The 19,852-nt window shown below is 54.7% G+C and carries 22 protein-coding genes; 10 read left to right on the forward strand and 12 right to left on the reverse strand.

The features are described from left to right. From pqiB to rmf, 3 genes are all read left to right on the forward strand, one after another. A complete protein-coding gene (pqiB, locus tag WM95_RS09020; RefSeq protein ID WP_023311025.1) occupies nucleotides 1-1,641 on the forward strand; it encodes an intermembrane transport protein PqiB in 1,641 nt (546 codons plus the stop codon). Next, complete coding sequence (gene pqiC / locus WM95_RS09025) at nucleotides 1,638-2,204, forward strand: membrane integrity-associated transporter subunit PqiC (RefSeq protein WP_045354504.1); 567 nt, start codon at nucleotides 1,638-1,640, stop codon at nucleotides 2,202-2,204. Before pqiB ends, pqiC begins: the two co-directional genes overlap by 4 nt. Nucleotides 2,205-2,459: 255 nt before the next feature. Next, nucleotides 2,460-2,627: a ribosome modulation factor gene (gene rmf, locus WM95_RS09030; RefSeq protein ID WP_013097261.1), complete on the forward strand. Its 168-nt coding sequence runs from the start codon at nucleotides 2,460-2,462 to the stop codon at nucleotides 2,625-2,627. Between the two features lie 71 nt (nucleotides 2,628-2,698). Here rmf and fabA read toward each other — a convergent pair whose 3' ends face one another. Together fabA and WM95_RS09040 are read right to left on the reverse strand one after the other, a co-directional pair. Continuing rightward, nucleotides 2,699-3,217 carry a 3-hydroxyacyl-[acyl-carrier-protein] dehydratase FabA gene (fabA, locus tag WM95_RS09035; protein ID WP_008499931.1) on the reverse strand — a complete coding sequence of 173 codons (519 nt, stop codon included), beginning with the start codon at nucleotides 3,215-3,217 and terminating at the stop codon, nucleotides 2,699-2,701. A 68-nt stretch (nucleotides 3,218-3,285) separates the two neighbouring features. After that, on the reverse strand, nucleotides 3,286-5,046 hold the full coding sequence (locus tag WM95_RS09040) for an AAA family ATPase (protein WP_063408014.1): 1,761 nt from the start codon (nucleotides 5,044-5,046) through the stop codon (nucleotides 3,286-3,288). Nucleotides 5,047-5,232: 186 nt separating this feature from the next. On the opposite strand from WM95_RS09040, the gene matP reads away from it, so the two are divergent. Continuing rightward, on the forward strand, nucleotides 5,233-5,685 hold the full coding sequence (gene matP / locus WM95_RS09045) for a macrodomain Ter protein MatP (protein WP_008499929.1): 453 nt from the start codon (nucleotides 5,233-5,235) through the stop codon (nucleotides 5,683-5,685). Nucleotides 5,686-5,748: 63 nt separating this feature from the next. On the opposite strand, the gene ompA is transcribed toward matP, so the two are convergent. Then, the gene (ompA, locus tag WM95_RS09050) at nucleotides 5,749-6,804 is read right to left on the reverse strand and encodes a porin OmpA (RefSeq protein ID WP_023311028.1); all 1,056 of its coding nucleotides are present in this window, start codon (nucleotides 6,802-6,804) and stop codon (nucleotides 5,749-5,751) included. 354 nt (nucleotides 6,805-7,158) lie between these two features. Next, the gene (sulA, locus tag WM95_RS09055) at nucleotides 7,159-7,668 is read right to left on the reverse strand and encodes an SOS-induced cell division inhibitor SulA (protein ID WP_032668147.1); all 510 of its coding nucleotides are present in this window, start codon (nucleotides 7,666-7,668) and stop codon (nucleotides 7,159-7,161) included. 217 nt (nucleotides 7,669-7,885) lie between these two features. Between sulA and WM95_RS09060 the strand changes: the two genes are divergently transcribed. Beyond that, a complete protein-coding gene (locus WM95_RS09060; protein ID WP_023311030.1) occupies nucleotides 7,886-8,512 on the forward strand; it encodes a TfoX/Sxy family DNA transformation protein in 627 nt (208 codons plus the stop codon). Here WM95_RS09060 and yccS read toward each other — a convergent pair. Together yccS and WM95_RS09070 are read right to left on the reverse strand one after the other, a co-directional pair. After that, nucleotides 8,469-10,631: a YccS family putative transporter gene (gene yccS / locus WM95_RS09065; RefSeq protein ID WP_063408013.1), complete on the reverse strand. Its 2,163-nt coding sequence runs from the start codon at nucleotides 10,629-10,631 to the stop codon at nucleotides 8,469-8,471. The two genes, WM95_RS09060 and yccS, sit on opposite strands and share 44 nt — an antisense overlap. A 19-nt stretch (nucleotides 10,632-10,650) precedes the next feature. Next, complete coding sequence (locus WM95_RS09070; protein WP_023311032.1) at nucleotides 10,651-11,097, reverse strand: YccF domain-containing protein; 447 nt, start codon at nucleotides 11,095-11,097, stop codon at nucleotides 10,651-10,653. A 123-nt stretch (nucleotides 11,098-11,220) separates the two neighbouring features. Between WM95_RS09070 and helD the strand changes: the two genes are divergently transcribed. Continuing rightward, nucleotides 11,221-13,275 carry a DNA helicase IV gene (gene helD / locus WM95_RS09075; RefSeq protein WP_088544749.1) on the forward strand — a complete coding sequence of 685 codons (2,055 nt, stop codon included), beginning with the start codon at nucleotides 11,221-11,223 and terminating at the stop codon, nucleotides 13,273-13,275. 58 nt (nucleotides 13,276-13,333) lie between these two features. Here the strand turns inward: helD and mgsA are convergent, their stop codons facing one another. After that, on the reverse strand, nucleotides 13,334-13,792 hold the full coding sequence (mgsA, locus tag WM95_RS09080) for a methylglyoxal synthase (RefSeq protein ID WP_023311034.1): 459 nt from the start codon (nucleotides 13,790-13,792) through the stop codon (nucleotides 13,334-13,336). 80 nt (nucleotides 13,793-13,872) lie between these two features. Next, on the reverse strand, nucleotides 13,873-14,535 hold the full coding sequence (gene csgI / locus WM95_RS09085; protein WP_063408011.1) for a curli synthesis inhibitor: 663 nt from the start codon (nucleotides 14,533-14,535) through the stop codon (nucleotides 13,873-13,875). Nucleotides 14,536-14,708: 173 nt separating this feature from the next. Here csgI and WM95_RS09095 point away from each other — a divergent pair, with 173 nt between their 5' ends. Then, nucleotides 14,709-15,122, forward strand: coding sequence for a CoA-binding protein (locus WM95_RS09095; protein ID WP_063408010.1), 414 nt, complete (start codon nucleotides 14,709-14,711; stop codon nucleotides 15,120-15,122). A gap of 35 nt (nucleotides 15,123-15,157) precedes the next feature. Here the strand turns inward: WM95_RS09095 and hspQ are convergent, their stop codons facing one another. After that, nucleotides 15,158-15,475 carry a heat shock protein HspQ gene (hspQ, locus tag WM95_RS09100; RefSeq protein WP_008499919.1) on the reverse strand — a complete coding sequence of 106 codons (318 nt, stop codon included), beginning with the start codon at nucleotides 15,473-15,475 and terminating at the stop codon, nucleotides 15,158-15,160. A gap of 60 nt (nucleotides 15,476-15,535) precedes the next feature. After that, nucleotides 15,536-16,726 (reverse strand): 23S rRNA (cytosine(1962)-C(5))-methyltransferase RlmI, encoded by a 1,191-nt coding sequence (gene rlmI, locus WM95_RS09105; protein WP_045354514.1) that lies wholly within the window; start codon nucleotides 16,724-16,726, stop codon nucleotides 15,536-15,538. Between the two features lie 173 nt (nucleotides 16,727-16,899). On the opposite strand from rlmI, the gene WM95_RS09110 reads away from it, so the two are divergent. The 3 genes from WM95_RS09110 to yccX are packed head-to-tail and all read left to right on the forward strand — an operon-like array spanning nucleotide 16,900 to nucleotide 18,549. Beyond that, nucleotides 16,900-17,457: a kinase inhibitor gene (locus WM95_RS09110; protein ID WP_047742290.1), complete on the forward strand. Its 558-nt coding sequence runs from the start codon at nucleotides 16,900-16,902 to the stop codon at nucleotides 17,455-17,457. Between the two features lie 10 nt (nucleotides 17,458-17,467). After that, entirely contained in the window at nucleotides 17,468-18,256 is a 789-nt protein-coding gene (locus tag WM95_RS09115; protein WP_063408009.1) for an AraC family transcriptional regulator, read from the forward strand. A gap of 11 nt (nucleotides 18,257-18,267) precedes the next feature. Beyond that, entirely contained in the window at nucleotides 18,268-18,549 is a 282-nt protein-coding gene (gene yccX / locus WM95_RS09120) for an acylphosphatase (protein WP_063408008.1), read from the forward strand. Here the strand turns inward: yccX and tusE are convergent. Both tusE and yccA read right to left on the reverse strand, forming a co-directional pair. Continuing rightward, complete coding sequence (gene tusE / locus WM95_RS09125; RefSeq protein ID WP_047742287.1) at nucleotides 18,546-18,875, reverse strand: sulfurtransferase TusE; 330 nt, start codon at nucleotides 18,873-18,875, stop codon at nucleotides 18,546-18,548. The two genes, yccX and tusE, sit on opposite strands and share 4 nt — an antisense overlap. A gap of 87 nt (nucleotides 18,876-18,962) precedes the next feature. Further along, nucleotides 18,963-19,622, reverse strand: coding sequence for an FtsH protease modulator YccA (gene yccA / locus WM95_RS09130; RefSeq protein WP_023311042.1), 660 nt, complete (start codon nucleotides 19,620-19,622; stop codon nucleotides 18,963-18,965). Nucleotides 19,623-19,852: the final 230 nt, after the last annotated feature.

The raw sequence follows: 19,852 nt of genomic DNA on the forward strand, positions 1-19,852 counted from the left end.
ATGGAAAATAAAAGTGGAGAGGCGAAAGTGCAGAAGGTCAAAAACTGGTCGCCGGTGTGGATTTTTCCCATCGTGACCGCGCTGATCGGTGCATGGATCCTGTTTTATCATTACAGCCATCAGGGACCGGAAGTCACGCTGATAACCACCAATGCCGAGGGGATTGAGGGCGGTAAAACGACCATCAAAAGCCGTAGTGTGGACGTGGGCGTAGTCGAAAGCGCAACCCTGACCGACGATTTAACCCATGTGGAAATTAAGGCGCGCCTTAATGCCGGCATGGAAAAACTGCTGCATGGCGATTCCGTTTTCTGGGTCGTTAAACCGCAGGTGGGACGTGAAGGGATCAGCGGTTTAGGGACGCTGCTCTCCGGAGCCTATATTGAACTGCAGCCCGGCACGAAGGGTAGCCAGCCGGGAAAATACCAGCTTCTGGATTCACCGCCGCTTGCGCCGCCTGATGCTAAGGGTATCCGCGTGATCCTCGACAGCAAAAAAGCGGGTCAGCTCACGGCGGGTGACCCGGTACTGTTCCGCGGCTACCGCGTCGGTTCCGTTGAAACCAGCACCTTCGATGCGCAAAAGCGTACCATTAGCTATCAGCTTTTCATCAATGCGCCAAACGATCGTCTGGTGACCAGCAACGTTCGTTTCTGGAAGGACAGCGGGATCGCGGTCGATCTTACGTCGGCGGGGATGCGCGTAGAAATGGGATCATTAACCACGCTGTTTGGCGGCGGGGTGAGCTTTGATGTTCCGGAAGGGCAGGACCTCGGGCAGCCGGTTGCCGAGAAAACGGCGTTCAGACTCTTTGACGATCAGCGAAGCATTCAGGACGCGCTTTATACCGATCACATCGACTTCCTGATGTTCTTTAAAGACTCCGTCCGCGGTCTGCAGCCGGGCGCGCCCGTTGAGTTCCGCGGTATTCGTCTTGGTACGGTTGGACAAGTTCCGTTCTTTGTCCCGGGCCTGAGCCAGATGCTGGACGATGATTATCGTATTCCGGTGCTGATCCGTATCGAGCCGGAGCGTCTGCTGAACCAGATTGGCGAGAACCAGGATATCGCGGCGCATATTAACGAATTGATGAACCGTGGTCTGCGCGGGTCGCTGAAAACGGGTAACCTGGTGACGGGCGCGCTGTATGTGGATATGGACTTCTACCCGAAAGCACCGCCGATTACCGGTATTCGTGAATTCGGTGGCTACAAGATCATCCCAACGGTGAGCAGCGGTCTGGCTCAGATCCAACAGCGCCTGATGGAGACGCTGGATAAGATCAACAATCTGCCGCTGAATCCGATGATTGAAGCGGCGACGAACTCACTGAGCGAAAGCCAGGCAACGATGCGTCGTCTGCAAACCACGCTGGATAACATCAACAAGATCACGGCGAGCCAGAGCATGCAGCAGCTGCCGCAGGATATGCAGAAAACGCTGCGTGAGCTGAACCGCAGTATGCAGGGCTTCCAGCCGGGTTCAGCGGCCTACAACAAGATGGTGGCAGATATGCAGCGTCTTGATCAGGTCTTACGTGAACTGCAGCCGGTGCTGAAAACGCTCAACGAGAAGAGCAACGCGCTGGTGTTCGAAGCGAAAGATAAAAAGGATCCTGAGCCGAAGAGGGCAAAAGAATGAAAAAGTGGCTATTGATGGTTGGTGCTCTGCTGTTAACGGCGTGCAGTTCAGGGGTAGATAATAAAAGCTACTATCAGCTGCCTGTGGCTACCCACAGCGGTGGGCAAAGCACGACCAGCCAGGGAAGCCGCCAGCTGTGGGTTGAGCAGGTTGCCGTGCCGGATTATCTGGCAGGAAACGGGGTGGTCTATCAGACCAGCGACGTTAAATACGTGATTGCGACGAACAACCTGTGGGCCAGCCCGCTGGATCAGCAGCTGCGCAACACGCTGGTGGCCAATCTGGGCAGTCAGCTTCCGGGCTGGGTTGTCGCGTCGCAGCCGCTGGGTAACGACCAGGATACGCTTAACGTCACGGTAACGGGCTTCCACGGCCGTTATGACGGTGCGGTGGTGATTAGCGGGGAGTGGTTGCTGAACCATCAGGGGCAGCTGATTAAGCGTCCTTTCCATCTGGAGCTGAAGCAGCAGAAAGATGGCTATGACGAAATGGTGAAAGTTCTGGCTCAGGGTTGGGCACAGGAGTCGGCCAGCATCGCGAGAGAAATTTCCCGGCTGCCATAAGTAAAATTCATCATTAAAAACCGCAGTTGGCCTGTCACTGATTGCGGTTTTTTTTCGTTTTCAGTTCAGTTTGTTACTTGTGCTACGTCACAATTTTTGTACAAATGAACTTCCAGCTAGCTCACAAATATGACACCCGTATGAATTTTGAACATTGACGATGCGACTAATTCGGGGTATTCGTTATCTGTGCCTGTGCATTTAGTGCAGACACTGTTTTCTTTCCACCAGACAAAAGAATGAGGGAAACGAGGCATGAAGAGACAGAAACGAGATCGCCTGGAACGGGCTCATCAACGTGGTTATCAGGCCGGCATCGCTGGACGTTCTAAAGAAATGTGTCCTTATCAGACGATAAATCAAAGGTCACAATGGCTTGGAGGCTGGCGAGAAGCCATCGGCGACAGGGCACTCATAGCCTGATAACGTCTCTTTCAAAAAAGAAACCTCCGCAATGCGGAGGTTTCGCCTTTCTGGGGGTGCCAAAAGCACGATCAGAAAGCTGAAGTATCCTGGAACAGGCCAACTTTCAGGTCGCTTGCGCTATAGATCAGACGACCGTCGACCAGCACTTCGCCATCTGCCAGGCCCATAATCAGGCGGCGGTTAACGATGCGCTTGAAGTGAATGCGATAGGTCACTTTCTTCGCCGTAGGCAGAACCTGGCCAGTGAATTTTACTTCGCCCACGCCCAGCGCGCGGCCTTTACCTTCGCCGCCCAGCCAGCCCAGATAGAAGCCAACCAGCTGCCACATGGCATCCAGGCCCAGACAGCCAGGCATTACCGGATCGCCAATAAAGTGGCAACCGAAGAACCACAGGTCCGGGTTGATATCGAGTTCTGCTTCTACGTAACCCTTATCGAAGTTGCCGCCGGTTTCGGTCATTTTCACGACACGGTCCATCATCAGCATGTTCGGGGCCGGTAACTGTGGGCCTTTAGCGCCAAACAGTTCACCGCGACCAGAGGCAAGAAGATCTTCTTTTGTATAGGATTCGCGTTTATCTACCATGTTCTCAGTAAGCCTTATTTTAGTGAAGGACGCAGGATAGCTAACACGTGTACGCTGAACAAGTCCGATCAGTTCGAACTAAACCAGCCCAGCCAGCGTAACGGCCATGGATAACGATGACGAGCATCCTGCTGTGTCGCCTGAGCTATGCGCTCCTGGATAGTCTGCATCAGGGTGGTTTGCCCTTCGCCATCCCAAACCAGATTTGTCAGTAAGGGTAGAGCATCCTCAATCCCTTCGATGGCCCAGATGGCGAATTGCTCTTGCTCAACCGCATCCAGAATATCCTGACTGAGGCTCAAATGGCGTGCGTTGGGAGCAGGAATAATCACACCCTGTTTGCCGTTTAAACCGCGCTGCTGACAGATAGAGAAGAAGCCTTCAATTTTTTCGTTGAGGCCTCCCACTGGCTGTGCACGACCGAACTGATCCACCGAACCGGTGATCGCGATGTTCTGATTGATGGGCACTTCCGCCAGGGCGCTGATTAAGGCGCACAGCTCGGCCATAGAGGCGCTATCGCCATCCACTTCGCTGTAGGACTGCTCAAACGTCAGCGAGGCGGAGAAGGGGATCTGTTGCTCAAGCTGCAGCTCTGACATCAAAAACGCCTGCATGATCATCATGCCTTTCGCGTGAATGTTGCCGCCCAGCTCGGCTTTCCGTTCGATATCGGTGAACTCGCCATCGCCAATGTGCACAACGCAGCTGATACGGGACGGTTCCCCGAATGCGCGCGGATGACCGGGAAATTCAATCACCGACAGGGCGTTGATCTGCCCGACGCGTTCGCCTTCGGTTTCCACCAGAATTTGTTCCAGCAGAATTTCATCCTGCATACGGTCGGCAAGATAGCCTTCTCGCCACTCACGCTGAGCCAGCATCTGAGTGAGCTGTTCGCCGGTGAACGCCCCGTTACCGCTGATCACACCCACTTCACGCAGCTGTTTGCCGATCCAGAGCGGGCAAAGCGGCAGCGTTTCCTGGTCACCGGTGTAGCGTACCGCTTCACGGATTAAGGCCGGCCACGCGTCAGCCGCAGGGGTTGGCAGCGCAAAACGTTCAGCAACGGCCATCACCCACTGGCACCACTGCGCTATATCGTCGGCGTCAGCAATCTGGGTATTGTCTTCGTATTCGCTATACACCGCCTGCTCAGCGAGTTCTGGCTCCATTTCCTGGAAGTCCGCCAGCGATTCACGGTCGCCCGTCAGCACGACGGTCAGCGACAGCGGCATAGACGGAACAGAGACAGGCAAAGGACGAGACTCATCGTAGCCGACCCAGTCGAAACGCTGCTGGTGCACGATAGTTTTCAGACGCATCCACAGCAGCGGCTGCGAGAGCAGGGTACGCAGTGAGATGATGAGAACACCGCCATTTGCGCGATGTACCAGCCCCGGCTGCAGCGAAAGTTCGCCATTAAACTGGCGCAGACAACCAAAGAGTTGTTCCGCCTCGACCCAGTTAGCGGTAATCACTTCGCCCTTAGCGGCAAAAAGGCCATCGGCCTGCGCCGCCGGTTCGAAAGTGACATCATGTCCCGCAATACGATACTGGCCGCCAAAAACTGCGTTCGCTTCCGGCTTCAGCTGGCGCACGGCATCTCCGAGCAGCGTCAGGTATTCCGCTTCTTCCGGGGCCTTGAGCAGCATGAAGGGCGCTGTTGCCCATGGGCTTAACACCTGCTCCAGCGCATAATGCAAACGAGGCTGCGTATCGCTAAGGATGAATTCGTGTTCTTTTGCGAGTTCGGGCTGTGCAAACAGTTCCTGGTAACTTTCGGTATCCGGAACAAGGTCACGCCATGCAAGTTTCGTAATGGTCAAAGTTGATGTATTTTAGTCAGATGTAAAAGCGTGGAGTATACCGTAAGCGGGGGGCTGTACCCAAGCAGGATCGGGGATTTCGACAGGGCGATTGGCTGCATTCACTCACAGGATATGATTTCTTTTCAGCAGATTGCTAAAAAACTGATATTCTGAACAGAGTTACGTGGTAACACTGAGATCGCAATGAAATATCAACAACTGGAAAATCTCGAAAGCGGCTGGAAATGGAAGTACCTGGTCAAAAAGCACCGTGAAGGGGAGCTGATAACCTGCTACATCGAAGCCAGCGCTGCGCAAGAAGCCGTGGATATTTTGCTGACCCTCGAAAATGAACCGGTACAGGTTAACGGCTGGATTGAGAAACACATCAATCCTGCGCTGTTGAACCGGATGAAGCAAACTATCCGTGCCCGACGCAAACGGCATTTTAATGCTGAGCATCAGCACACTCGCAAAAAATCAATCGATCTGGAGTTCGTTGTCTGGCAACGCCTGGCTGGGCTGGCACAACGACGGGGCAAAACGCTTTCGGAAACCATCGTGCAGCTGATTGAGGATGCCGAACATAAAGAGAAGTACGCCAACCAGATGTCGACGCTGAAGAACGACCTTCAGGCTCTGTTGGGTAAAAAATAGATTTTTCTTTTCTTCAGACAATAAAAAACCCCGCATGGCGGGGTTTTTTTATAAGACGATAACTTATGCCGCTGGCTGAGTTACAACGTCTTTGATGCCTTTAACTTCGATCTCTACGCGACGATCTGGAGCCAGGCAGTCGATCAGTGCAGCGCGAGCTTTCACGTTGTCACAGGTGTTGCCAGTAACTGGGTTAGATTCGCCCATACCACGTGGGGAGATCTTGTTAGCTGGGATACCTTTAGAGATCAGGTAATCAACAACAGACTGAGCACGTTTCTCAGACAGTTTCTGGTTGTAAGCGTCAGAACCGATACGGTCGGTGAAGCCCAGAACCACTACGGAACCGTCTTTAGGATCCAGGTTGCTCAGCTGGGTGTACAGCTGATCCAGTGCCTGCTGGCCTTCTGGTTTCAGAGTCGCTTTGTTGAAGTTGAACAGAACGTCAGACTTCAGAGTGAAGTGCTTGGTCTGTACTTCTGGAGCTGGAGCCGGAGCTGGAGCAACAACTGGTGCTGCTTCTTCCTGCTGGCCGAAACGGTAGGAAACACCTACGCTCAGCATGCCGTTGTCTGGACGAACACCAACGGTGTTGCCGTCGCCGATGTTGTTAACCCACTGGTATTCCAGACGGGTAGCGATGTCACGGGTCATAGCCCACTCAACGCCACCAGCGAATACTGGGGAAACACCGGTGTCATGGTTGTCACCAGAGATGTTGTTGCTGGAATCTGCGCGCCATACCATGCCGCCCAGACGGGTGTACACGTCCAGATCGTCAGTGATTGGGTAGCCCAGTTTAGCGGTCAGCTGAACGCCCTGTGCTTTGAAAGCGCCGTTGATGGTGTCGCCTTTGTATGGCATACGACCTAACCAGTCGTAACCCATTTCAAAACCAACATACGGGTTAACCTGATAGCCACCGAACGCACCTGCACCAAGCTGGCTCTCGTGAGTTGGGCCATCATTGTTCAGGCTGCTGTTGTACCAGCCGGTGTCATGGAACTGAGACCAGCCCAGTTTACCACCTGCATACCAGGTATTATCTTTCGGAGCGGCCTGCGCTACGGTAGCGAAGCCAGCCAGTGCCACTGCAATCGCGATAGCTGTCTTTTTCATTTTTTGCGCCTCGTTATCATCCAAAATTCGCCATGAAAGTCTCAGGAGAGAATCACGGTTAAATCCTTCACCGGGGGGCGTGGTCAAATATAAATCTACCGATATCTTCGGCTTAGGCCGAGCACCCCTGGCGATGTAAAGTCTACAACGTAGCTGAAAACTTACAAGTGTGAAGTCCGTCAGGCATATGAAAAAAAAAGTTCCGTATACCGATTATTTAACATTTTTCGAACGAATTTTGTGCAATAAAATTAAGGAGAACCGCACCAGACAAGCCTTGCCGCAATTTTGTGACCGGGAACTTTAATGCCATCTTGAGGTCAAAAAAAATTCCAGGAAAAATCTTAATTTCACTCAATGATACAAATTTGAGTGAATTTTTAGCCCAGAAAGTTGTCCTCTGCGGTAAGAATCCGATCGAACCGGACGCATAATGAACCCGATCGCATTCCCTTCTTCGGCTGCTTCAGTCAGACGGTAATGCTCCTCTTCCGTCAGTTCTTCCGGTAACCATCCAATCACCACGCTGTAATTTCCGGTGCGTAAGGCGCGGATCATCGATTCTACGGTATCGCACGGCGGGAGCTGATTAATTTGCATGACCTTGGTAAGCGGAAGGCCTGCGGACTGAACCCACTCACGGCTCAGTTTTTGCTGAGGTGTGAGCCAAAGCTGCCAGCGCGATTGCTGACCAAGCTGTTGTAATAACGGCAACAACAGAAGTTGCGTCAACAGGGGCTGGTCTTCACGATAAACCACTTCACTGATAAGCCCCGTGGAAACACGCTCGACGGAATTCTGCGCGACATTGCCTGCGGTAGAAGAGAGAGAGGTTGAGCGATTTGCATAGCCTGAAGTGTGCATATTCATTCCAGCCCTGTAGTTACTGTATGGATATACAGTAACCCCTGTATGCATAAAGATCAACCTCATTTTCGGAAAGCGACTCGCAAAATTCATTCAATGTTGATGTCCCTCGAAAAATCATCTTGCTCATCGGCGATAAGTTGCCTATTTTCCTGCTAACGGATCCGCTAGTAAGAAATTTCGTTGTTACTTTATGATTTTGAAGGGAAATATCATGAAAAAGATATCTTATGAACGGATTTATAAATCCCAGGAATACCTCTCCCCGTTGGGCGAGATTCATCATCGCGCGCTGTTTGGAGGCTATACCCTGGCGGTGGATGATGCGGTTTTTGCCATGGTGTCAGACGGAGAGCTTTATCTTCGCGCCTGTGAGGAGAGTGCGAAATACTGTGTAAAAAATGCCTCCTCTTTTTTAACGTTGATGAAGCGAGGCCGCCCGGTGCTGCTCAACTATTATCGTGTGGATGATGGATTATGGCAGGACAGGGAGCGGTTGCTTCAGCTCTCCTCGTTTGCGCTCAGTGCGGCAAGAAAAGAACGCTATCAGCGCCATCAACGAAACCGACTTAAGGATCTGCCAAACCTGACCTTTCAACTTGAAGTCTTGCTCTTTGAAGCTGGCATTACCAATGAGGAAACGCTGCGGGCGCTGGGTGCAAGAGCGAGCTGGCTAAAGATGCGGGCAAAAAACAAAGCGCTCAGTATTAAAGTTCTCTTCGCGCTGGAAGGGGCTATCGAGGGGCTGCATGAGGCGGCACTCCCGGCAGGCATTCGCCGGGAGCTAACGGAGTGGTTTAATGCGCTGCCTGAGCCACAGGAGAATCACTCCTCCAGGTAGCGATTTGCTGTTGCAGCCGGCAAATTTCAGGCAGCAGAGCGATAAGCAGGCCTATCTGCTGAAGTACCAGCGGCGCTTTGCTGTCGTTTCCAGGGTCAAGATGCGCAATGCGTTGAGCCAGTTCATCCAGCGCCTGTTGAACGCGCGGCTCATCGGCCGGTCGGTGATGAAGTGCGTCATCGACATAACAGACGGCATCATCGAGCAGGTTGAGAATGCCCGGGTTGGTGAGTTTCTCACGGTGGGCACCGAGCGTCGAAATATAGCTGGTGAACGTATGGTTCAGGCAGAGCAGGCGGAACGCAGTCTCACGGATCTCCGCCGTGGCCCGAGGCTCCGTTGACATGTTAGAGACAACGGAGGCCAGTTCTGCGTCACTGTTATGCGCGTCGCGACGGGCTATCCGATAAGCCAGGCGGTTATCACGCCCCTGGTGGTACTGCTCCAGGATTGCGTCAAGGTATCGACAGTTGGCGTTCATCGCCCTGTCCACTACGCGCGGCAAATTGCGGAAACGCCAGTCCGGCCAGATAAAGCTGACCGCGGCCCAGGCAATCGCACAGCCAATCAGGGTATCGATCACGCGGGGCAGGGCAACTTCAAACCCTTCACCCAGCAGGTTAAAGCAGAGCAGCACCAGCAGCGTAATGAACATGGTGGCGTGGGCGTACTGCACGTTGCGAAACGCGAAGAACAGCACGCCGGTGATCACAATCAGGATCAGTTGACCTTCAACGGAGGGCACGAAATAGAGCACCGGAAGGCCAATCGCGACGCCGACCAGCGTGCCGATAATACGCAGCGCAAGACGGTGTCGGGTGGCGTTATAGTTCGGCTGGCAGACGAACAGGCTGGTCAGCAGGATCCAGTAGCCGTGGTGCAGCCCGGTTATCTGGATAAAGGCATACCCCACGCACAGCACCAGCGACATTCTTACCGCGTGGCGAAAGAGTGCCGACTCAGGCGTAAAGTTGCGGCTCAGCCGCAGCCACATATCGCTAACGCTGTGCACGCTGTCATCAGCAAGCTGATTTTCCACCTCACTGCCCGGCAGCGCCATCGCCTGTTCGGACTCAATGGTTGCCAGCTGAGCATCAATCGCCCGCAGGTTGTTAAGCAGAAAGCCCAGCGCTTTGATGTGCTCCTGTGACGTTCCGCTGGCCTGAACGCGGTCGAGCGCCGCATCAAGATGGCTGAATACGCGTTCAAAGCGGGGGTCATGCTGATAGGGCGTGCGCAGCAGAATAGACCGCGAGAGCTGCTGACACGCCTGGGACTGCATGGACAGCAGGCGCTGGAAGCGGAACATCACGTCGCTGTAGCGGAACTTCTCGCGCAGGGCAGCATACTGAACGTGCGAGGAGCTGGCGCGTTCATGAATATCCTGGGCGGCAAAATAGTAGTGTAAGGTCCTTCGGGTTCCGCGCTGGCCGCGATCGCCGCGCAGACGGGTAAGCAGAGAGACTTTTGTCTGGTTAAGGGTGGCGACCAGCTGGCCGTTTGCCAGCGCCAGATCGTAGAGCGGAGCCTGGCTTTCTTCCTCGATATCCGGGTCGAACAGCCGGGATTTCAGTTCCAGATAGTGGGCTAACTGCTCAAAGCTGCGGGCAAGGTTATCCTGCAGCGGGCGAACCGGGAAGATCAGATGACCGGTTAGCGTCAGCAGATTATACCAGATGGCGCCCAGCATCAGGAGAACCGGCTGCTGGTACCACTGGTCATACAGGGAAACGCCCAGCATGGTGTAGATGGCGATCAGCAATGCACCAAACGCGATGGTGGCATAGCGTTGCCCGAGGCCGCCCAGCAAAATAAACCCGCTGGTTGAGAGCGTAAGGCCCAGGGCAAACAGCCAGGGCCACGGGAAAAGCAGCTCAACGGACGCTGAAGCAATGAAAAAGCAGACGAGCGTAATGACCAGGTTACGTAAACGCCCGGCCAGACGATCGTCCAGGTCCGCCAGCGCCCCGGCCACCACCCCCAGCGTGAGCGGAATGGTGAGTTTGACATCATTCAGCCACCAGGGCAGGGCAGCCGTGCCGCAAAGCGCGATAAATATCCTGACGTTGTATAGCCAGGTGCTGTTCCAGGTATAACGGCGAAGCAGTGGGCTTAGCATAAACGCGGCCGGTCCTTATTTACTGAAAACGACGACGCGCGTTTGCTTCACGCGCCGCCTGGGCCACTTCTACCGGAACAACCCTGCGACCGACGGGCCAAAGGGCGATGGCGGCGATCTTAAAGTTCGCGATCCCCACCGGAATGCCAATAATCGTGATGCACTGTGCAATACCGGCAAAAATATGCATGATGCACAGCCACCAGCCGAAGAAAATCAGCCACAGAATGTTCAGCAAGGTTCCGCCCGTATTCATCAGGGCGTTTTTGCTCTCCGGATTCAGCTCGTCAACGTGGATGGCTTCATTCCCGTAGGGGATTAAGGAGAGTTTTGTGATTTCCCAGCAGGAACGGGTCAGGGGAAGCGTGAAAATCAGGACGATGCTCACCAGCGTGGCAAAAAGCCAGGAAAGGGTGGTGGCAAAACCGCCCAGCACAAAATTCAACACATTCAGAACGGTACGCATAAACCCTCACTTCCTTTCGATAAAATTAACGCCCAATGATTGTAACGTTTTTTTAGGCTGGAGCACCTTAAAACTGGCAGTTAAACTGTCAGGTAAATTATCTCTTCGTGGATTTGGCGGAACATGGAACTGAAAGCAACGTCGTTAGGCAAACGCCTGGCGCAACACCCTTACGACAGGGTGGTTCTCCTTAATGCCGGGGTGAAAGTCTCCGGGGAACGCCACGAATACCTTATTCCGTTTAACCAGCTTCTGGCTATCCACTGTAAACGCGGGCTGGTGTGGGGCGAGCTGGAGTTCGTTCTGCCTGACGATAAAGTCGTGCGTCTTCACGGCACCGAGTGGGCGGAAACCCAGCGTTTCCATCATCACCTGAACGCGCTGTGGCAGCAGTGGAGCCATGATATGAGCGTAATTGCCGCCCAGGTGCTGCAGCAGGTGCTGGACGATATCGCGCAGAGCAACGCGCAACACGCGTGGCTGACCCGTCAGCAGACCGCCGGGCTGCAGCAAAAGATCCGACACGCACTCTCGGCGCTGCCGCTCTCCGTGACGCGTCTCGACGAGTTTGACAACTGTCGCGACGCCTGGCGCCAGTGTCAGGCCTGGCTGAACGATAAGGATAAAAGCCGTCTCGCTCATAATCAGGCATGGACGGACGCCATGCTCACCCAATACGCCGACTTTTTCAGTACGGTGGAATCTTCACCGCTCAATCCGGCCCAGGCGCGCGCGGTGGTCAACGGCGAGAAGTCGCTGCTGGTGCTGGCGGGGGCCGGTAGCGGTAAAACGTCGGTGCTGGTGGCGCGTGCCGGCTGGCTGCTGACGACCGGAGAAGCGGTAGCCGATCAAATACTGCTTCTGGCCTTTGGCCGCAAGGCTGCCCAGGAGATGGACGAACGTATCCAGGAGCGCCTGCACACCCGGGATATCACGGCCAGAACCTTCCATGCCCTTGCGCTGCATATTATTCAGCAGGGCAGTAAAAAAGTGCCTTCCATCAGTAAGCTGGAAAACGACGCGCAGGCGCGTCAGGCGCTGTTCATCAAAACGTGGCGCCAGCAGTGCAGTGAGAAAAAAGCGCAGGCGAAAGGGTGGCGTCAGTGGCTGGAGGAGGAGCTCGGCTGGGAGGTGTCAGAGGGCAGCTTCTGGCAGGATGACAAACTGGCGCGTCGTCTGGGTTCGCGACTTGACCGCTGGGTCAGCCTGATGCGAATGCACGGTGGAACGCAGGCAGAGATGATTGAAAGCGCGCCGGAGGCGATCCGCGATCTGTTTTCGAAACGGGTCAAGCTGATGGCTCCGCTGCTGAAAGCCTGGAAAACCGCGCTGAAAGAGGAAAATGCCGTCGATTTCTCAGGTTTAATCCATCAGGCCATCATCATTCTTGAAAAGGGACGTTTTGTCAGCCCGTGGAAACATATTCTGGTGGATGAGTTCCAGGACATCTCTCCGCAGCGTGCTGCACTGCTCTCGGCGCTTCGGGCGCAAAATAAACATACGTCGCTGTTTGCGGTGGGTGACGACTGGCAGGCCATCTATCGCTTCAGCGGGGCGCAGCTCTCCCTGACGACCGCGTTCCACCACTATTTTGGCGAAGGGGATCGTAGCGATCTGGACACCACCTACCGTTTCAATTCACGCATTGGTGAGATCGCCAACCGCTTTATCCAGCAAAACCCGCATCAGCTGGCCAAGCCGCTCAATAGCCTGCGCCCAGGGGATAAAAAAGCGGTCACCCTGCTGGCGGATGACCAGCTGGAGCCGCTGCTGGACAAGCTCAGCGGCTACGCGAAGCCCGATGAACGTATTCTGGTACTGGCGCGCTACCATCACCTTAAGCCCGCGGCGCTGGAAAAAGCCGCCACCCGCTGGCCGAAACTGCAGCTTGAATTTATGACCATTCACGCCAGCAAAGGGCAGCAGGCTGACTATGTGATTGTGGTGGGGCTGAAAGAGGGGAGCGACGGTTTCCCGGCTCCGGCCCGCGAGTCGGTGATGGAAGAGGCCCTGCTGCCGGTGCCGAAAGATTTCCCGGATGCCGAAGAGCGGCGTTTGCTGTATGTGGCCATCACCCGCGCGCGGCATCGCGTGTGGCTGCTGTTCAATAAAGAGGAGCCATCCGTGTTTGTCGATATCCTGAAGAGTATTGATGTGCCGGTAGCGCGTAAGCCATAACGATGTCAGGCAAGATTTTCCAGGCCGGGTAAGGCGTAGCCGCTACCCGGCAAAAAAGCTACTTCAGTCTATCGGAAAGATAACGCTGATAGTCCGGAATAAGGATATCAACCGGCGAGTTAAACTGCGGTGATTCGATGATGAAATCCGCCGTCGACAGGTTCGTCGCCACCGGAATATTCCACACCGTCGCCAGGCGCAGCAGCGCTTTCACATCCGGATCGTGCGGAACCGCGTTCAGCGGGTCCCAGAAGAAGATCAGCACATCAATTTTCCCTTCGGAAATCTGCGCGCCGACCTGCTGATCGCCGCCCATCGGACCGCTCAGCATGGCATTCACCTGCAGACCCGTTTCGCGCTGGATCAGGTTACCGGTGGTGCCGGTCGCCGACAGGGCGTGCTTTTCCAGCGAAGACTGATGGCGGCGAACCCAGTTAAGCAGCATTTGTTTACAGTGATCGTGCGCCACAAGAGCAATGTGTTTGCGCTCAGGCAGCGTGCGTGTTGTCAATTCCATAATCATATCCATCAGGTTAACTGACTACACGATGACGGGAACCGTCTGACGCTGCAAGAGAAAGGCGTAAAAAATGTGGCTTATGATGAAGGTTGTTGTTTTGCCCACTGTAAAAATCGGGCCCGCGTGTCGGGATCGGCCTGCTGGAACCAGAATTTAAGGCGCTGTTCCGTCAGGGTTTGGGACTGGGGAGGAATAACGTCCAGTTCAGAGACGCCGGATAAAAGCGTACTGTCGTCCGCCATCATGGTGGCAAACTCCGGAAGCGAGGCGCGTTTCCCCGCTTTATTATAGGTCTGGGTCGCGGCCTCGTAATCCGGGCCTTTCGGTGAGGTGGTTAACGCCAGAATATCCAGTTTCACCGGAATCGGCATCGCATCCCCGTCCAGCAGTTCAACGCGGGGTGACGCGTTGAAGGCCGCAGATTCCTTCTCCGTTTCAAGGCGAGGCAGGGTGATATTCACCTGACTGATTTGCCGGGTATTAAAGCTGACGATCAGCGGCGGAGAGATATACATCCTTTGCTCGTGATTAGCCAGACCGATCGGCTTTTCTACCCGGAAGACCAGCTGATGCGGCCCGTTATCTAACTCGATGCTGTCTGCACCGCGCAATAACGAGCTGGAGACCTTTTTTCCGTCCAGTACAAGGAGATCAATGTCGGTAGAGAGCCGGAGCGTGGTAGCAAAAACGCAGACCGGCATCACTAACGCAATCAGAGCAGTGGCAATACCGGTTTTCATAGAAGGCTCCCGTCAGAAATCCTGTCGCCGCATTAATGTATCTAAATTTTTCGATAATCACGTTTACTAACATATAGACATATTTCGCCGTTTTGCCCTCATGCATCTGTATGGGATGGATGGTTGAGATGTGCGGTTTGGCGTACACTTTCAAAAAAGCCAGGAGAAAAACCATGAAAGAGAACGATATTGCCGAGATTCTGACATCCACGCGTACCATTGCGCTGGTGGGCGCGAGCGATAAACCCGATCGCCCAAGCTATCGGGTGATGAAATACCTTCTCGATCAGGGCTATCACGTTATCCCGGTCTCGCCAAAAGTGGCGGGGAAAACATTGCTGGGCCAGCAGGGTTATGCCACGCTCGCTGAGGTGCCGGAAAAAATTGATATGGTCGATGTCTTCCGCAATTCCGAGGCGGCGTGGGAAGTGGCGCAGGACGCTATCGCCGTAGGGGCAAAAACGCTGTGGATGCAGCTGGGCGTGATTAACGAGCAGGCCGCCGTGCTGGCGCAGGATGCGGGGTTGAAGGTTGTCATGGACCGCTGTCCCGCGATTGACATCCCCCGTCTGGGGCTGGCGAAGTAATAAAAAAAAGCCCGTATCGGGCTTTTTTTACACGCTTAGTTCCGCAGGCGCGGGGCCTGTAACTGTTTGCGGATAGTCTGAGCAAGTTCATCCATTGTGGGTTGCTCCGGATGCTCTTCCTGCAGCTCGCTACTCAGCTGCGCTTCGGCCAGATAGGTGTGAACGGGTTGTCCATCATCACCTTCCATTACCACGTGGTACCAGGGCGCGGCGCGAAGCTCTGCGTTCACCGCCAGCTCGTCTGCTGACGGTTCATCAAGGGAATACTCCGGGTCGATATCCACGACCACACCCAAATACCCTAGCAAAGTGTGGCGGACCTGCTGGCCGATACCGAATTTGCTGGCAATCATAGTCACCTCCCGGGAAATACGACTTACACGTTATGTGCGGGCAATATTTCTCTTTTCAAGTTACATGACGCGACAGGCAAACCCTTTCAGATACAGTCCTTCCGGGTAGGTAGCAATCACGGGGTGATCGGCTGCCTGACGGAACTGCTCTATAAATTGTACATCACGGCCAGCATCTATTGCGGCATCGGCGATGATTTTCTGAAATAAATCTGTGGTCATCAGGCCGGAGCAGGAGAAGGTGAGCAGAACCCCGCCCGGGTTCAGCAGCTGGATAGCCAGCATGTTGATATCTTTATACCCACGGCACGCGCCCATCAGCTGGCTTTTGTTTTCCACAAACTTTGGCGGATCCATCACGATGACGTCGAACTTCTCGCCCTGATCGCGATATTTACGCAGCAGCTTGAATACGTCATCGCGTACAAACTCCGCTTTGCTCAAATCCAGCTTGTTGAGCTCGACGTTCTGTTTTGCCACGTCCAGCGCTTCCTGCGAGGTGTCCACGCTGACCACCTGAGCACAGCCGCCCATCAGCGCCGAAACGGCAAAACCGCCGGTATAGGAGAAGCAGTTAAGCACGCGTTTGTCGGCAACGTACTGACGCGTAGCCAGACGGCTGTCGCGCTGGTCGAGGTAGTAACCCGTTTTGTGCCCGCCCTGAATATCCACCAGCAGCTTCATGCCGTGCTCTTCAATCGGCAGCAGGGCCGGTGGCAGTTCGCCCGTTACGGGCCCTTGAGTCAGCTCCATGCCTTCTTTTTTGCGCACCGCCACATCGCTGCGGTCGTAAATGGCACACTGCGGGAACAGCGTTTGCAGCGCGCCGATCAGCGCGGCACGCTGGTATTCCGCTCCGGCGCTCAGGAGCTGCAGCACCAGGAAGTTACCGAAGCGATCGATGGTCACGCCCGGCAGGCCGTCGGACTCACCGGCGATCAGGCGGTAGCTGTCCAACCCGTCGCGTTTTGCCAGCCAGTCGCGCCACTGCTGCGCCTGCTGCAGACGGCGAACGAAGAAGTCGATGTCGATGGTTTCATCTTTATCAAACGTCCAGACGCGAGCACGGATCTGGGACGCTGGCGAGTAGGCGCCGCGCGCTAACCATTTCCCCTGATGGTCAACGATATCAATGGTTTCACCGAGGCTGGCTTTGCCTTCCATACGGGCAACCGCGCCGGAAAAGACCCAGGGATGACGGCGCAGTAATGATTTCTCGCGCCCTTTGGCTAACACTAAACGTACACTCATAATTTGCTGTTCTGTCGATTTCAGGAAATGGCGCGTAGATTACCACATTCAGCAAGGCGCAATCATCTGCGGATGCCGTTGAGCGTTTCGGCACAAAATCAAATCGCTTAGGCACATTACGATATTGCCGCTGGCTTTAGAGTGGGGCTTCCGGTACAGCAGAGGGAGCACCCATGAAAAAGCGCAGTGTGATAGCAATAACCGCTCTGGCGGCGATGAGTTTTCAGGTTTCAGCAACAACGCCTTTCGGCGTCACCAGCCGGGATATTTCCGGCGAAAAGCGGCTGGCGCAACAGCAGGTTTTTGAGGGGTTTGGCTGCCACGGTGGGAATATTTCTCCACAGCTGGCGTGGAAAAATCCGCCCGCCGGTACGAAAAGTTTTGCCGTTACGGTATATGACCCGGATGCGCCCACCGGCAGCGGCTGGTGGCACTGGACCGTAGCCAATATCCCGGCGAAGACAATGACGCTGCCCGCGGATGCCGGTAACCCGAACGGCGAGAAATTACCTGCCGGCGTTGTGCAGGGGCGTAATGATTTCGGCTATTCTGGATTCGGCGGCGCATGTCCACCCGAAGGGGACAAGCCTCATCGCTATCAGATTACCGTCTGGGCCCTGAACGTGGATAAACTGCCCGTCGACAACAATGCCAGCGGTGCGCTGGTCGGTTTTATGCTTAATAGTCACGTTCTGGCAAAGGCTCAGTTAACAGCAACCTACAGCAGATAAGGATGGCAGGGTGCAGGAGTTTCATTTTCGACATAACCATCTTACCGCGGGTGAAGTGACTGCCAGCAGAATGCATCGCCTGCACCAGGTTAAACTGTTTTTTCCGGCTATTTGTCATATCACTCACGGCACTAAGGTGATAGTTCAGGATGATAACCGTCTGGAAGCGACACGGGATGAGCTCATCATTATCCCGGCCAATACGGCGATGGAGATAATCAATCTGCCTGTAAACGGGCTGTTTCACTCGGATTTGCTGATGTTGTCCCCGGAGATTGTCGCCGAGTTTAAAGCGCATTACCTGAAGTCCTGGCCGCGCACGACGCTGCATTCGCTCTGCGCCCCGCTGAGCGAGGGGCTGGCGTTTATGTGGGACAACCTGCTGCACGCCGTGCGTCAGGATTTACCGGAGGCGCTACAAAAGCATCAGGCTTTCGGTCTTTTGCTGGCCCTGCTGCACGATGGCGTGGCGGGTCCGCTGCTTGTTGAGCGAAACAGTAACCTGACCGAGCAGGTGCGGCAGTTCATTATGCTGTCGCCCGCCAGAGACTGGACCGCGCAGGACGTTGCCAGCCGTCTGGCCTTAAGCGTGCCGACGCTGCGCAGACGCTTGCGTGAAGAGTCGCAGAGTTTTCGCCAGATCGTGGAGGAGGTGAGGATGGCCGTTGCTTTGTCACAGCTCCAGTCAACCCGATTACCAATTGGCGAAATCGCATTACAATGTGGGTATCTTTCCAGCTCTCGTTTCACCGCCCGTTTCCGGCAGCACTATGGCTGTTTGCCGAAAACGCTACGTTAAGGAGAAGAAAAATGTCAAAAGTCTGCACCATTGCCTGGATTCACGGCGTTGTTCAGGGCGTGGGGTTCCGCTACAGCACCCAGCGCGAAGCGGTTGAGCTTGGGCTAACGGGATACGCGCGAAATATGGACGACGGCAGCGTTGAGGTGGTCGCCTGCGGCGAAGCGGAGCAGGTCGACAAGCTGGTGGCGTGGCTGAAAGCGGGCGGGCCGCGCAGCGCGCGGGTTGATAAGGTGTTAACGGAACCGCATCAACCCGGGCGGGAATACGTAAACTTCGGGATTCGGTATTAAATACACTTCACCGGTTTTGGCAGGCCGGCAATTTTGGTGGCCTGTTTTGCCGGGCCTTTCGGGAACAGACGATACAGATAGCGGCTGTTGCCTTTCTCTTCGCCGAACTTACTGGCCATCGCTTTAACCAGCATGCGGATCGCCGGAGAGGTGTTGAATTCCAGATAAAATTCGCGGACAAAACGCACCACTTCCCAGTGTTCGGGGGAGAGGGTAATCGCCTCTTTTTCAGCAATCACTTCCGCCAGCGCTTCGCTCCACTGGGCACTTTCTTTCAGATAACCTTCGTTATCGGTCTCGATCTCTTTGCCTTCAAAACTCAACATAGTCATTCACGCGTCAGTCAAAAACCGCAGCAGTGTAACAAAAAACAAAGCCCCGCATAAGCGGGGCCAGGTTCACAGCGCCGTAACTTAATCGCGGCTGGCGAAGCCCAGGATGCTCAACAGGCTGACGAAGATGTTGTACAGCGACACGTACAGGCTCACGGTGGCGCGGATATAGTTCGTCTCACCGCCGCGAATGATGTTGCTGGTTTCGAACAGGATCGCGCCTGAAGAGATCAGGATAAACACGGCGCTGATCGCCAGATGCAGGGCAGGCAGCTGCAGGAAGATGTTTGCCACCATACCCACCAGCACCACCACGACGCCCGCCATCAGCATACCGCCGAGGAAGGACATGTCCTTACGGGTGGTCAGCACGTAGGCCGAGCAGCAGAAGAACACCAGCGCGGTACCGCCCAGCGCCAGGCCGATAAGGTCACCCATACCGGCAGACAGATACGCGTTCAGCATCGGCCCCAGGATGTAGCCCAGGAAGCCGGTGAAGGCAAACGCGGACAGAATACCGACGGGCTTGTCAGCGGTTTTGTAGGTCAGGAACATCAGACCATACATACCCACCAGCGTCAGGATCAGCCCCGGAGACGGCAGCATCAGCACGGTGCTGGCGGTGGCGGTGATCGCTGAGAATGCCAGCGTCAGGCTGAGCATGAAATAGGTATTGCGCAGCACCTTGTGGGTGCTGAGTAGCGATGTGCGGTCGCGTGAAGAAGTAATTATACGATCCATGAGTCACTCTCTTATGACAGATGTAATTAGTGGAAAGAATAGGAAACGGCACGCCAGTCTCAAAGTGGTTTTACCCATCTTTACTCAGCACGTTAGCGCTGGAGGTGGTTATTTCTTCTGCAGAAATCCGTTTCGCCAGTATGAACAGCGGTTTGCGGCAATTTATCAGATCAAGCTCTTATAGGTTACTGAAAAATATTGCGTTATTACCGTTCGAACGCTAAGAGTTA

The sequence above is a fragment of the Enterobacter cloacae complex sp. ECNIH7 genome (assembly GCF_002208095.1).
In the GTDB taxonomy this organism is placed as follows: Bacteria; Pseudomonadota; Gammaproteobacteria; order Enterobacterales; family Enterobacteriaceae; genus Enterobacter; species Enterobacter cloacae_M.

Coding starts and splice junctions, on each gene's coding strand:
- sulA (WP_032668147.1), bottom strand. CDS start 7,668: ATGCACACTTCAGGCTATGCAAATCGCTCAACCTCTCTCTCTTCTACC.
- rlmI (WP_045354514.1), bottom strand. CDS start 16,726: ATGAGTGTACGTTTAGTGTTAGCCAAAGGGCGCGAGAAATCATTACTG.
- helD (WP_088544749.1), top strand. CDS start 11,221: ATGGAACTGAAAGCAACGTCGTTAGGCAAACGCCTGGCGCAACACCCT.
- mgsA (WP_023311034.1), bottom strand. CDS start 13,792: ATGGAATTGACAACACGCACGCTGCCTGAGCGCAAACACATTGCTCTT.
- fabA (WP_008499931.1), bottom strand. CDS start 3,217: ATGGTAGATAAACGCGAATCCTATACAAAAGAAGATCTTCTTGCCTCT.
- pqiC (WP_045354504.1), top strand. CDS start 1,638: ATGAAAAAGTGGCTATTGATGGTTGGTGCTCTGCTGTTAACGGCGTGC.
- pqiB (WP_023311025.1), top strand. CDS start 1: ATGGAAAATAAAAGTGGAGAGGCGAAAGTGCAGAAGGTCAAAAACTGG.
- matP (WP_008499929.1), top strand. CDS start 5,233: ATGAAATATCAACAACTGGAAAATCTCGAAAGCGGCTGGAAATGGAAG.
- csgI (WP_063408011.1), bottom strand. CDS start 14,535: ATGAAAACCGGTATTGCCACTGCTCTGATTGCGTTAGTGATGCCGGTC.
- yccX (WP_063408008.1), top strand. CDS start 18,268: ATGTCAAAAGTCTGCACCATTGCCTGGATTCACGGCGTTGTTCAGGGC.
- yccA (WP_023311042.1), bottom strand. CDS start 19,622: ATGGATCGTATAATTACTTCTTCACGCGACCGCACATCGCTACTCAGC.
- WM95_RS09095 (WP_063408010.1), top strand. CDS start 14,709: ATGAAAGAGAACGATATTGCCGAGATTCTGACATCCACGCGTACCATT.
- hspQ (WP_008499919.1), bottom strand. CDS start 15,475: ATGATTGCCAGCAAATTCGGTATCGGCCAGCAGGTCCGCCACACTTTG.
- WM95_RS09070 (WP_023311032.1), bottom strand. CDS start 11,097: ATGCGTACCGTTCTGAATGTGTTGAATTTTGTGCTGGGCGGTTTTGCC.
- WM95_RS09110 (WP_047742290.1), top strand. CDS start 16,900: ATGAAAAAGCGCAGTGTGATAGCAATAACCGCTCTGGCGGCGATGAGT.
- WM95_RS09060 (WP_023311030.1), top strand. CDS start 7,886: ATGAAAAAGATATCTTATGAACGGATTTATAAATCCCAGGAATACCTC.
- ompA (WP_023311028.1), bottom strand. CDS start 6,804: ATGAAAAAGACAGCTATCGCGATTGCAGTGGCACTGGCTGGCTTCGCT.
- yccS (WP_063408013.1), bottom strand. CDS start 10,631: ATGCTAAGCCCACTGCTTCGCCGTTATACCTGGAACAGCACCTGGCTA.
- rmf (WP_013097261.1), top strand. CDS start 2,460: ATGAAGAGACAGAAACGAGATCGCCTGGAACGGGCTCATCAACGTGGT.
- tusE (WP_047742287.1), bottom strand. CDS start 18,875: ATGTTGAGTTTTGAAGGCAAAGAGATCGAGACCGATAACGAAGGTTAT.